Annotated in this window: 9 protein-coding genes; 7 read left to right on the top strand and 2 right to left on the bottom strand. The window is 69.6% G+C overall.

Going from position 1 to position 11,880, the window contains the following annotated elements:
* Positions 1 to 329: 329 nt before the first annotated feature.
* The 4 genes from ABEG18_RS09825 (at position 330) to ABEG18_RS09810 (ending at position 6,048) form a co-directional block, all read left to right on the top strand.
* The gene (locus tag ABEG18_RS09825) at positions 330 to 1,979 is read left to right on the top strand and encodes an ABC transporter substrate-binding protein (protein ID WP_406857881.1); all 1,650 of its coding nucleotides are present in this window, start codon (positions 330 to 332) and stop codon (positions 1,977 to 1,979) included.
* A gap of 112 nt (positions 1,980 to 2,091) precedes the next feature.
* On the top strand, positions 2,092 to 3,105 hold the full coding sequence (locus tag ABEG18_RS09820) for an ABC transporter permease (protein ID WP_406857880.1): 1,014 nt from the start codon (positions 2,092 to 2,094) through the stop codon (positions 3,103 to 3,105).
* A complete protein-coding gene (locus ABEG18_RS09815) occupies positions 3,102 to 3,980 on the top strand; it encodes an ABC transporter permease (RefSeq protein WP_406857879.1) in 879 nt (292 codons plus the stop codon). The genes ABEG18_RS09820 and ABEG18_RS09815 overlap by 4 nt, the downstream gene beginning before the upstream one ends.
* A 1-nt stretch (position 3,981) precedes the next feature.
* Positions 3,982 to 6,048: an ABC transporter ATP-binding protein gene (locus ABEG18_RS09810; RefSeq protein WP_406857878.1), complete on the top strand. Its 2,067-nt coding sequence runs from the start codon at positions 3,982 to 3,984 to the stop codon at positions 6,046 to 6,048.
* Between the two features lie 3 nt (positions 6,049 to 6,051).
* On the opposite strand, the gene ABEG18_RS09805 is transcribed toward ABEG18_RS09810, so the two are convergent.
* Positions 6,052 to 8,103 (bottom strand): FAD-dependent oxidoreductase, encoded by a 2,052-nt coding sequence (locus ABEG18_RS09805; RefSeq protein WP_406857877.1) that lies wholly within the window; start codon positions 8,101 to 8,103, stop codon positions 6,052 to 6,054.
* A gap of 177 nt (positions 8,104 to 8,280) precedes the next feature.
* Between ABEG18_RS09805 and ABEG18_RS09800 the strand changes: the two genes are divergently transcribed.
* The 3 genes from ABEG18_RS09800 (at position 8,281) to ABEG18_RS09790 (ending at position 9,870) form a co-directional block, all read left to right on the top strand.
* A complete protein-coding gene (locus tag ABEG18_RS09800) occupies positions 8,281 to 8,667 on the top strand; it encodes a response regulator (protein ID WP_406857876.1) in 387 nt (128 codons plus the stop codon).
* 202 nt (positions 8,668 to 8,869) lie between these two features.
* Positions 8,870 to 9,172 (top strand): hypothetical protein, encoded by a 303-nt coding sequence (locus ABEG18_RS09795; protein ID WP_406857875.1) that lies wholly within the window; start codon positions 8,870 to 8,872, stop codon positions 9,170 to 9,172.
* Between the two features lie 92 nt (positions 9,173 to 9,264).
* Complete coding sequence (locus ABEG18_RS09790) at positions 9,265 to 9,870, top strand: glutathione S-transferase (protein ID WP_406857874.1); 606 nt, start codon at positions 9,265 to 9,267, stop codon at positions 9,868 to 9,870.
* Positions 9,871 to 9,873: 3 nt separating this feature from the next.
* On the opposite strand, the gene ABEG18_RS09785 is transcribed toward ABEG18_RS09790, so the two are convergent.
* Positions 9,874 to 11,880: a CHASE2 domain-containing protein gene (locus ABEG18_RS09785; RefSeq protein ID WP_406857873.1), complete on the bottom strand. Its 2,007-nt coding sequence runs from the start codon at positions 11,878 to 11,880 to the stop codon at positions 9,874 to 9,876.

Here is an 11,880-nt window from a genome sequence, read left to right as displayed (position 1 = left end):
GCAGAGCCACGAGAGCGTCGCAAACAGACCGGGCGACCGCGGCTGCCCCGAACGCATCATGGCGTCGTCCCGTCGCAAAAGCCCAAGACCGCGAAGCATCGGCGCGGCGGCGCAGGGACGGGAGAGGGTTTGCGCCTCCGGCGGGATGAACCATGGCGCAGCCTTGGGGTCGCCCCCCGATCGGAGGCGGGCTTCGCAGGTTGCACGAAGGACGGTCCGCACGTCGGAAAAGCAGTCATTGCAGCGCGGTCGGCGAAGCGCGAACATCGGCTCCGGGAACGGTCAAGAACACGACGGCGACGACATCACACGGGCCTCGGGAGGTCGACATGACGGATGACAGCGACAATCCACATCTTGGGTTTTTGAAAGAGCAGCTTTCCGACGGGCGCATGGGGCGGCGGGAGTTCATCCGCTACGCGGCCCTCGTCGGCGTCTCCGCGGCCTCGGCCTACGCCATGGCGGGCCTGCCGATGGCGACCCCGGCCAGGGCGCAGGCGGCCAAGGGCGGCACGCTGCGGATCGGCACGCGCATCAAGGAGATCAAGAGCCCCCACACCTATTCGTGGGGCGGCTACGACTCCAACATCTCCCGCCAGGTACTGGAATACCTGACCTTCACGGACGAGAAGGGCGTGACCCACCCCTATCTGTTCGAGAAGTGGACCGTCAGTCCGGACCTGAAGACCTGGACCTTCAACGTCCGCAAGGGCGTCAAGTGGTCCAACGGGCAGGACTTCACCGCCGACCACGTGATCTGGAACCTGACGCGGGTGCTCGACCCGGCCGTGGGCTCCTCGATGATCGGCCTCGTCAAGGGCTACCTCCTCGACGACGTGACGGTGGACGGCAAGGCCTCGACCAAGATCTGGGCCCCGAACGCGATCGAGAAGGTCGACGACTACACGGTCCGGCTGAACTGCAAAGCGCCGCAGGTCGCGGTCCCCGAGCACCTCTTCCACTATCCGATGGCGATCATGCACCCCGACTCCAAGGGCGTGTTCGAGGTCGGCTCCATCGGCACGGGGGCGTTCACGCTCACCGAGTTCGAGCTCGGCAAGAAGGCGACCCTCAAGGCCCGCAAAGACTACTGGGGCGGCCCGGCCTCGATCGACACGATGGAGCAGATCGACGTCGGCGACGACGCCAGCGCCGCCATCGCGGCCCTGGCGTCCAAGCAGATCCACGGGCTCATGTTCGCCGATCCCGGCCAGTACGACGCGCTGAAGACGCTGCCGCACCTCGCCTTCTACGACGTGCCGACCGCCGAGACCGGCGTGATCCGGATGCGCTGCGACCAGAAGCCGTTCGACAATCCCAAGGTGCGCAAGGCGATGCGCATGGCGATCGACCCGGACGTGGTGCTCAAGGTGGCGCTGCGCGGGCTCGGCGTCGTCGGCGAGCACCATCACTGCTCGCCCGCCCACCCGGACTACGCCAAGATCGCGCCCTTCAAGCGCGACGTGGCGGGCGCCAAGAAGCTTCTGGCGGAAGCCGGCTACCCGAACGGCGTGTCGTCCGAGCTGATCGTGCCCAACGACCACGCCTGGTTCCAGGCGCAGGCTGAATCCTGCATCGAGATGTGGAAGGAAGCCGGGATCACCATCAAGCTGACCCCGATGCCGGGCGCCGCCTATTGGGACGTCTGGACGAAGGTCCCGATGGGAACGACGATCTGGTACCACCGGCCGCTGTCGATCATGTGCCTGGGCCTCGCCTACCGCACGGGCGTGCCGTGGAACGAGTCGGGCTACTCCAACAAGGAGTTCGACACGCTGCTGGCCGAGGCGGAAGGCACGCTCGACCTGACCAAGCGCAAGGAGACCGTGGCCAAGCTCGAGGCCATCATGCAGGAGGACGGCCCGCTGGTTCAGCCGGTGTTCCGCTCCACCTTCACCTTCATGGACAAGCGCGTGAAGGGCTTCTCCATGCATCCGACGAACTACATGTTCGCCTGGAAGATGTCGCTCGACGCGTGATCCGGCCGGGCCGGCCCGCGGGCGCGGCCCTCACGACCTCGCGACGGCGCGGCTCGCCCGCGCCGTCGCATCGACCGTCCCTGCCCACCCTGTCGGAGCGCGAGGGAAGCGTTTGGGTCAGTACATCATCAAGCGTGCGGCGAGCCTGGTCCTGACGCTGTTCGCGGCGTCCTTCCTGGTCTTCGCCGTGACCGAGTTCTCGCCCTCCAACGTGGCGCGCAAGACGCTGGGTCCCTTCGCGCTGCAGAGCCAGGTGGACATCCTCTACGACAAGCTCGGCCTGCGCGACACGCTGGCGGTCCGCTACGGCCGATGGCTCGGCGTGCTGCTCGGGCTCAAGGCCGACCCCCTCCAGGATCCCGCGCTCGGGCTCCAGTTCAAGGACCCGCGCGGCGACCGGTATCTCGGCAATTTCGGCTATTCGACGCTCTACAAGGCGCCGGTCAACGACGTGATCTGGAGCCGGCTCAGGGCGACCGCGATGCTGGCCGGGATCGCCTTCGCGCTGATCGTGCCGGTGTCGCTGGCGCTCGGCGTGCTGGCGGGCATGCGCGAGGGCAGCGGGCTCGACCGAACCATCTCGATCTTTGGCATCGTAGCCACCTCGGTGCCGGAATTCGCCTCCGGCGTGTTCCTGGTCGCCGTCTTCGTGGTCACGCTGGGCTGGCTGCCCGGCACGAGCCCGCTCGATTCCGGCTCCGGCTGGCCGATCTGGACGCAGCTCGTCCTGCCCGTCACGGTGCTCGTCCTCTATGACGCCGGCTACGTGGTGCGGATGGTGCGCGGCTCCATGGCCGAGGTCATGAACAAGGCCTATATCCGCACCGCCGTCCTCAAGGGCCTGCCGATGCGCGACGTGGTGATGCGCCACGCCGTGCGCAACGCCATGATCGCGCCCTTCACGGTGATCCTGCTGCAGATCAACTTCCTGATCTCCGGCGTCGTCGTCACCGAGATGGTCTTCGCCTATCCGGGCTTCGGCCGCATGATCCTCGACGCCTCGCTGTTCGGCGACATCGCCCTCATCGAGGCCGCAACCCTGATCGCGCTCAGCATCGCGATCGTGACGCAACTGGTGAGCGACATCGGATACGCGCTCCTCAACCCGCAGATCAGGCTGGCATGACCGCCGTCACGCCCGACCTCGCCCCCATCGCGGCCCCCGCCGAGCGGGCCCCGCCCAGCCTGTTGCGGCGCCTGCCGACCTCGCCGGTGGCGATGGTGGGGCTGGGGCTGATCCTGTTCTGGGTGCTGCTCGCCCTGTTCGCCCCGCTGCTGCCGCTGATCCCGCCCAACAAGCAGGACCTGATGGCCCTGGCCGATCCGCGCCCGTCGGCGGCGCATTGGCTGGGCGCGGACTTCAAGGGCCGCGACATCCTCTCGCGCCTGATCTGGGGCGCCCGGACGGTGCTCACCGTCGCGCCTGCGGCGGCGCTCGCCGCCTATGTGGTCGGCTGCCCGCTGGGCCTCGCCGCCGGCTATTACGGCGGCAAGATCGACACGCTGATCAGCCGCCTGTCGGACATCATCCTGTCCTTCCCGATCATCATCCTCTACGTCATCCTGATCGCCAATATCGGCCCGTCGGTGCTCAACATCGTGCTCGCCGTCGTGGTGACGGCGGCCCCCGGCATCGCCCGCATCGTGCGCGGACTGACGCTGGAGCAGCGGCATCTCGATTATGTGGCGGCGGCGCAGCTGCGCCGCGAGAGCGCCCTCTACATCATGTTCGTCGAGTTGCTGCCGAACTGCCGCGGGCCGCTCATCACCGATTTCTGCCTGCGCGTCGGCTACACCATCATCACGATCGGGATCCTGGGCTTTCTCGGCCTCGGGCTGCCGCCGCCCGATCCCGACTGGGGCACCATGGTGAAGGAGGGGACCACGATGATCTCGGTCCGCCCGCACATGTCTCTGTTCCCGTCCATCGCCATCGTCAGCCTGATCCTGGGCTTCAACCTGCTCGCCGACGGCGTTCGCGAATTGTCTCTGAGGGAATGACATGAGCGCCGCCCCGCTGCTGAGCATGGAGCATGTCAAGGTCGAGTACGTCTCGTCGCTCGGGGCGGTCTCCGCCATTCCCGACCTCACGCTCGATATCCGCAGCGGCGAGAGCTATGGGCTGGTCGGCGAATCCGGCTGCGGCAAGTCCACTTTGCTGATGGCCATCCTGGGCTATCTCGGCCAGACGGGCCGGATCGCGAATGGCAGGATCGTGTTCGACGGGCTCGACATGACCCATGCGGACGCCGCCACCCTGGCCAAGGTGCGCGGACGCGGCGTCTCCATCGTCTACCAGGATCCCAACGCCGCGCTGAACCCGACCCTCACCATCGGCCGCCAGCTCATCGAAGTGCCCATGCTGCACGAGGGCCTCGACGACAAGGCCGCCCGGGCGAAGGCCCGCCGCATCCTGGCGGACGTCCATCTGCCGGATCCCGACGCCGTCATGGAGCGCTATCCGCACCAGCTCTCGGGCGGCCAGAAGCAGCGCGTCGTCATCGCAATGGCGCTGCTGGCGCATCCCAAGCTGCTGCTGCTGGACGAGCCGACCACCGGCCTCGACGTCACCGTCGAGGCGGCCGTCCTCGACCTCGTCAACGAGCTGCGCGACAAATACGGGACCACGCTGCTCTACATCTCCCACAATCTCGGCGTCATCGCGAAGGTGTGCGACCGGGTGGGCGTCATGTATCTGGGCGACCTCGTCGAGGAGGCGCCGGTCGGCGAACTCTTCGCCCGTCCGCGCCATCCCTATACGCGGCGGCTGCTCGCCTGCGTGCCGCGGCTCGATTCCGACAAGCACCGGACGACCTTCCTGCCCATCCCCGGCCAGCCTCCCTCCCTGTCGGCGCGGCCGCGCGGCTGCAGCTTCGGGCCCCGATGCGCCGGCTTCGACGCGCCGCGCTGCGGCGTGGCCCCCATTCCGGAGGAGCCGGTCTCGCCCGGGCACGCGGTGCGCTGCGTGCGCTGGCGCGAGCTGGACCAGTTCGAGAGCCGCGACATCGAGCATGTCACGCCGGCGACGCCCAGCCAGGACAGGGTGCTGGAGGCCGCGGACCTGTCCAAGGTCTACGAGCTCGGCAACGCCTTTTTCGGCTTCGGCTCGACCCGGCGGCTCATCGCCAACGAGGACCTCTCCTTCGACGCGAACAAGGGCGAGATCCTCGCCATCGTGGGCGAATCCGGGTCCGGCAAGTCGACCTTCGCCCGGATCCTGGCCGGGCTGCAGGACGCCACCGGCGGCAAGCTCACGGTCCTCGGCCAGGACCTGTCGCGCCTGCCGGCCCATCGTCGCACGCTGGAGCAGCTCTCCGCCGTCCAGATGGTGTTCCAGAACCCCGACGCCACGCTGAACCCGTCTCACACCGCCGGGTTCTCCATCGGCCGGGCGCTGAAGAAGTTTGGCGTCGCGACGTCGCGCAAGGACCTCGACGCCCGGGTGAAGGAGCTCTTCGGCATGGTGCGGCTGTCGCCGCATCTGGCGCGGCAGCGCCCGGGCCGACTCTCGGGCGGGCAGAAGCAGCGCGTCGCCATCGCGCGCGCCTTCGCGGGCGATCCGAAGATGCTGGTGGCGGACGAGCCGGTCTCGGCGCTCGACGTGTCGGTGCAGGCCGCCATCGTCAACCTGCTGCTGCAGATCCAGGCGCGTCGCGGGGCGACGATCGTCTTCATCAGCCACGATCTCGCGCTGGTGCGGCATCTCGCCGACCGGGTGGTGGTGATGTATCTCGGCCGCGTCATGGAGATGGGGCCGGTCGCTTCCATCTTCTCGCCCCCGTGCCATCCCTACACGGAAGCCCTGCTGGCGGCCGTCCCGGTGCCGGACCCGACCGTGAAGCAGAAGCATGTGCGGCTGGAGGGCGAGCCGCCCAGCCCCATCAACGTGCCGGCGGGGTGCCGTTTCGCGGCCCGCTGCCCGCGCAAGATCGGCGACATCTGCGACACCACGCCCCCGCCCGACCGGGACGCCGGCGGCGGCCACCTCATCGCCTGCCACATCCCGATCGAGGAGCTGCGGCGCGTGACGCCGATCTTCCAGCGCGCGCCTGCGCCGCAGACCGCCTGAGCGTCAGACGTCCTTGAGCAGACGCAGCGCGTCGTAGACCGCCGCGTGGATGTTGCGCGACGACACGGCGTCGCCGATCCGCCAGAGCGTGAACCGGCCGGCCGGGTTGGCCCGCACGGCCTGGGGCCGGTCCTGGGTCAGGGCCTCGTAGTCCACCTCGCCGAGATTGGTCGAGAGCGGCTTCAGGGCGAAATAGAGGTCCTCGTTCGGCAGGGAGCCGTGCTCCACCACGATCTGGTCGGCCTCCTTCTCGATGGTCCGCCGGCCATACTCGTCCTCGAACGACGCCACCAGGGCGTTGCCTTGGCGGCGCACGCTGCGCAGGCGCAGATTGAGGGTGAAGGCGACGTCGCGGCTCGCCAGCGCGCGGAAATAGGCCGGGTAGTTGGTGCCGCCGACATCGGGCGCGATGACGCGCTCGGGCGAGACGAACTCCAGCCGCGAGCCCGCCTCGACGAGGTATTCCGCCGCCGTGAGGCCGGGGTGGCCGCCATTGTCGTCATAAAGCAGCACGCGCTCGCCGGGCTTGGCCGCGCCCGACAGGATGTCCCAGGTGGTGGTCACGAGGTCATGCCCGGCGTCGAGGAAGCTCGTATTCGGCAGCCCCCCGGTGGCGACGACCACGATGTCGGGCTCCTCGGCCAGCACGTCGGCCGGCTCGGCATAGGCGTTGAAGCGCAGCGCGACGCCGTCGCGCTCGCAGGCGGCGACCCGCCAGTCGATCACGCCCTGGATCTCGCGGCGGCGGCGCAGGGCCGCCGTCAGGGCGACCTGCCCGCCCGGCCGGTCGGCCGCCTCGAACAGCACGACGGCATGGCCGCGCGCCGCCGCCACGCGGGCGGCCTCCAGCCCGGCCGGCCCGGCGCCGATGACGACCACCTTGCGGGCCGGTCCGCCCGACCGCGCCACCTCGTGCGGCATGGTCGCCTCGCGGCCCGTCGCGGCGTTGTGGATGCACAGCGCCTCGCCGGCGAAGTAGATGCGGTCGATGCAATAGCCCATGCCCACGCAGGGGCGGATCTCCGCCTCGCGCCCCTCGGCCACCTTACGGGCGATGTGCGGATCGGCGATGTGGGCGCGGGTCATCCCCACCATGTCGAGCTTGCCGCTGGCCACCGCGTGGCGCGCCGTCGCCACGTCCTGGATGCGGGCGGCGTGGAACACCGGAAAGCGCGTCGCCGCCCTCACCTCCCCGGCGAAGTCGAGCGCCGGCGCGGAGCGCGCGCCCATGCCGGGAATGACGTGGGACAGGGCCTCGTCCGTGTCGATGTGGCCCTTGATGACGTTGAGGAAGTCCACCTGACCGGTCCCGGCCAGGCGCTGCGCGATGGCCAGCCCCTCCTCGCGGCTGAGGCCGCGGTCCCAGTCCTCGTCGCAGACGAGGCGGCAACCGACGAGGAAGTCCGGTCCCACGCGCCGGCGCACGGCGTCGAGCACCTCCAGGGAGAAGCGCATCCGGTTCTCCAGGACGCCGCCATAGTCGTCCTCGCGCCGGTTGGTCGCCGGCGACCAAAACTGGTCGAGGAGATGGCCGTACATCTCGAACTCCAGCCCATCCAGCCCGCCCGCCTGGCAGCGCTCGGCCGCGTCCGCGTAGGCGGCCTTGATCCGCCGCAGGTCCCAGTCCTCGGCCGCCTTCGGAAAGGTGCGGTGGGCCGGCTCGCGCACCGGCGACGGGGCGACGACCGGCAGCCATTCCCCCGTCGACCAGCTGGTGCGACGCCCCAGATGGGTGATCTGGATCATCACCGCCGCGCCGTGCTCATGCACGTCGTCGGTCAGCTCCTTGAGCCAGCGGACGACCTCATCGCGGTAGAGGACGATGTTGCCGAAGGCCTGCGGGCTGTCCTGGGCCACGACCGAGGACCCGCCGATCATCGTCAGCGCGATGCCGCCCTTGGCCTTCTCGCGATGATAGAGCCGGTAGCGGTCCTTCGGCATGCCGTCGACCGTGTAGGCCGGCTCGTGGGCGGTCGACATGAAGCGGTTGCGCAGCGTCAGCGACTTCAGCCGAAACGGCTGCAGGAGCGGATCGCTGGTGAGGGTCGACGGCATCTCGCGCCTTTCTGTCGAGGCCAGGCCTGACCTTTCGCCCGGGGTCAGACCAAGATTACGGGGCGCCGCCGATCGCGCCATCCGCAAAGCGACGCCGCCTGGAAAATGTCCGAAATGCGGGAACAACCGCGGATGCGACCCGTTGCCACTGCTCATCCACGGGCAGGGAGACAGAACATGGGGCGAGAGTTCCGTCCAAACACCATCGTCGTCGTCGAGGACGAAGAGGATATCCGCGCGCTCGCGGCGACCTTGTTCGAGGAGGCCGACCTGAAGGTGCGCGAGTTCGAGCGAGCCGATGCGGCCTGGACGCATATCGAGAAGAACCCGGAGCAGATCGCGATCCTGTTCACCGACGTGAACACGCCGGGGAGCATGGACGGGCTCACGCTGGGCCAGCGGGTGAGCCAGCGCTTTCCCTGGATCCGGGTGATCGTGACCTCCGGCAAGGCTCTGCCCAGCGAAGCCGCAGGCGACGTGACGTTTCTGCCGAAGCCCTGGCTCCCGCTCGATCTCCTGATGGCGGCCGAGGACGGCCGCCCACGCGACGCCCGACACGCGTGAGCGTCACATAGGGCGTCGTCTCGCGCCGGAACCGAGCGAGCGCGCCCCTTTTCTCCGGCTTTCGATCGATCGCGGCGCAGTGGCGTGAAGGCCTCTGTCAAGTCGTCGCAAGATTGCGATTTGGCGATTTTGCCGTTTTGTGTCTTCCCAGCGTCACACGGCTCGGTTAACCTCTTCGGCACAGGGAGAAGGTTGGAGGCCCATGATGACGCGGTTCACGCCGTGCGGCCCCATGCGAGCCGCTGAGGAAAGCATCTACTATCCCGACGACCTGCTGCCCAAGGTGCAGGAGACGCTGGGCGCTCTCGCCGACATCGAACTTCGTTACGAGCAGGAACGGGCGCGTCTGGCCCGGCTCGATGGTCCCGACACCGTCCGGGTTCATGCCCGTCGCCGCCTGGACGACGAGCGCAAGCAGGAGCGGCTGGCCTTCGAGCGTCGCCTGTTCCGCCTTCATGAGCGCATGACCGAGATTGTCCTTCAGGATCTGCGCTCGGTGCATTGAGGCTTGCGCCTCGCCCCCGTCACAAGCCATTTACATCGCCCGCAAAGCCGGGACTATGCGTGATCGCATGTCCCGGTCTTGCAGGATGATCCATGAAGCTTCTTTACGCCGTCGCCTCGCCTTTCGCGCGCAAGGCGCTCGTCGTCGCGCATGAGCGCGGCCTCGATTCGCAATTGACGCTGGTCACCAGCGCCGCCAGCCCGGTGGCGCGAAACCCGGACATCGTCGCCCACAACCCGACGGGCAAGATCCCGACGCTGCTGCTCGAGGACGGTACGGCGCTCTATGACAGCCGGGTGATCGCCGAATATCTCGACGCCCTGCAGGGGCCTCGGCTGTTTCCCGCCGGCGCGGCGCGCTGGCCGGCGCTCTGCCTCCAGTCGCTCGCCGACGAGATGATGGGGGCCGCGCTGCTGATGCGCTACGAGGGCTTCATGCGCCCCGAGCCGCTGCGCTGGAGCGAGTGGATGGACGGCCAGAAGGCCAAGGTCCTGTCGTCGCTCGATCACTTGGAGGAGCGCTGGATCGGCCACCTCGGCGGAGAGGTCGACATCGGGATCATCGCCACCGCCTGCGGGCTCGGCTATCTCGACTTCCGCTTCGCGGATCTCGGCTGGCGCCAGGGCCATGACCGCCTCGCCCAGTGGTACGAGGGCTTCTCGGCGCGCCCCTCGATGGTGGCGACCGTCCCGGGCTGAGGTTCACGCCTCCCCGCCCATCTCGGCCAGCGCCCGGGCCCGGGTCCGGTCGAAATAGGAGGCCAGCGCCGGCCAGAGCGCGCGGCACTGACCGGCCAGGTCGGCGGCGAGCGGCAGGTCGCCTTCCGCCAGCGCCGCCTGCATGCGGGCGTGAAGGTCGCCCAGCGCGGCTCCGGCCGGCCCGACCGTCTCGCGCGGGCCGAGCACCGTGAGGATCGGCGAGGGCTGGCTCCTGCCCTTGACGGCGATGCGGTCCAATTCGAGGAACACGAAGGCGTCCGCGGCGGCGTCCGCGGTTTCTTCTCCTACCAGCAGGGGCACGGCGAAGGCCTTGGAGAGGCCCTCGATGCGCGAGGCGAGGTTCACGGGGTCGCCCAGCACCGAGTAGTCGAAGCGCCAGCGCGAGCCGAAATTGCCGACGATGCAGTCGCCGGTGTTCACCCCCACCCCGACGGCGAAGCGCGGCGCCCCCTCCCCCTCCTCGGCGGCGAGCTCGCCGTTGACGCGCTCGACCGCCTCCAGCATGGCGAGCCCCGCCCGCACGGCCTGGGCGGCGTGCTGCGGGGTGTTCAGCGGCGCGTTCCAGAACGCCATCACGCAGTCGCCGATATATTTGTCGATGGTGCCGCCATGCTCCAGCACCGCGGCCGACAGCGCCTCGAGCAGCCGGTTGATCAGGGTCGTCAGCCGCTCCGGCTCGTCACGCAGCCGCTCGGAGATGGTGGTGAAGCCCCGGATGTCGCAAAAGAGCACCGTCAGCCGCCGCCGCTCGCCGCCGAGCCGCAGGGCGTCGGGATTGCGGGCGAGCTCCTCCACCATCGCGGGGTTGAGATAGCGCGAGAACGCGTCCGAGACGGCCCGCCTCAGCTTGCGCTCCCGCGCATAGTCCAGGCCGACGCGGCCGGCGAACGCGGCCAGCGACGCCGCCATGGGCAGCGCCGGCGAGGTCCAGACCCGGCCGTGGCGCAGCAGCGCCCAGGACAGGACCGCGATCGCCGGGATCCACACAGCCGCCCAGAGCGCGCTGCGCCAGGACGACCGCCGCCCCGCCAGCAGCGAGGCGCCGAGCGCCGCCGCGAGGCCGAGCCCGAACGCGACCCACCAGGGCGCGGCCCGGACGAAGAGCCCGCCGCGCAGATTATCGTAGATCGTCGCCTGGATCTCGACGCCGGCCGTGAGCGTCCGCTCCCTCACCGTGTAGGCGGTCGGAAACGCGTCCCCTGCGCCGCTGTCGGCCTGGGGCGGATGGCTGAGGCTCAGGCCGACGAAGACGGTCTGGCCGCGCAGGCGACCGGGCGGCAGGAACTGCTCGGGATCGAGCGCCTGGTAGTAGGAGACCGTGGGGTAGCTCCGGGCCGGCCCAAAATACTGGATCAGCGCCCCCTCGGGGACCGCGGCCGGCGCGCCGCCCGCGGCTTCGAGCGCCAGCGCGGCGAAGCCGCCCGGCTGGTCCGGCATGCGCCGCAGATAGGCGTCGGCGTCGAGGTCCACCGAGGTGGAGCCCGAGCGCGCCCCGGCCGCCAGCAGGGCCGCAAGCGGCTCCACCCGGCTCGTCTGCACGCCCTGCGGCATGGCGATGACGCTCTCTTCGGCCGACAGCACCACGTCCGGCCCCAGGGCGGCGGCGAGGGCCTGGTCGTCCTGGGCGAGCGACGGTTCGGAGAACAGGATGTCGAGCGCCACGACCTTCGCGCCCGCGGCCCGCAGCTTCTCCACCAGCCGGCCATGCAGGCTGCGCGGCCAGGGCCAGCGTCGCCCCACTTCGGCGAAGGACGGCTCGTCGATCGCTACGATGACGACGCCGGGTTCGGCCGGACGGGGCGGATCGATGGTGGAGAAGAGATCGTAGAGCCGCAGGTCCAGCAGGCGCAGCGGCTCCGACAGGAAGGCGAGGCCCAGCGCGGCCGCGACCGCCAGCGAGAGCAGATGCGGGCGCAGCGCGCTCTCACCGCCGGCCTTGCGCGCCTGCGCCAGTTCGGCGGCCGGATCGCTGCGCCCCGGACCCCTCAT

Origin of the sequence: Alsobacter sp. KACC 23698 (assembly GCF_045348435.1) — a bacterium.
GTDB lineage: Bacteria > Pseudomonadota > Alphaproteobacteria > Rhizobiales > Beijerinckiaceae > Alsobacter.
The sequence above is the reverse complement of the archived record's forward strand: the minus strand, read 5'-3'. Positions and strand labels throughout refer to the sequence as shown.

Excerpts from the sequence above, each read along its gene's own strand:
- ABEG18_RS09825 (WP_406857881.1), top strand. The coding sequence starts at position 330 with ATGACGGATGACAGCGACAATCCACATCTTGGGTTTTTGAAAGAGCAG.
- ABEG18_RS09815 (WP_406857879.1), top strand. The coding sequence starts at position 3,102 with ATGACCGCCGTCACGCCCGACCTCGCCCCCATCGCGGCCCCCGCCGAG.
- ABEG18_RS09810 (WP_406857878.1), top strand. The coding sequence starts at position 3,982 with ATGAGCGCCGCCCCGCTGCTGAGCATGGAGCATGTCAAGGTCGAGTAC.
- ABEG18_RS09805 (WP_406857877.1), bottom strand. The coding sequence starts at position 8,103 with ATGCCGTCGACCCTCACCAGCGATCCGCTCCTGCAGCCGTTTCGGCTG.
- ABEG18_RS09800 (WP_406857876.1), top strand. The coding sequence starts at position 8,281 with ATGGGGCGAGAGTTCCGTCCAAACACCATCGTCGTCGTCGAGGACGAA.
- ABEG18_RS09795 (WP_406857875.1), top strand. The coding sequence starts at position 8,870 with ATGATGACGCGGTTCACGCCGTGCGGCCCCATGCGAGCCGCTGAGGAA.
- ABEG18_RS09790 (WP_406857874.1), top strand. The coding sequence starts at position 9,265 with ATGAAGCTTCTTTACGCCGTCGCCTCGCCTTTCGCGCGCAAGGCGCTC.
- ABEG18_RS09785 (WP_406857873.1), bottom strand. The coding sequence starts at position 11,880 with ATGAGGGGTCCGGGGCGCAGCGATCCGGCCGCCGAACTGGCGCAGGCG.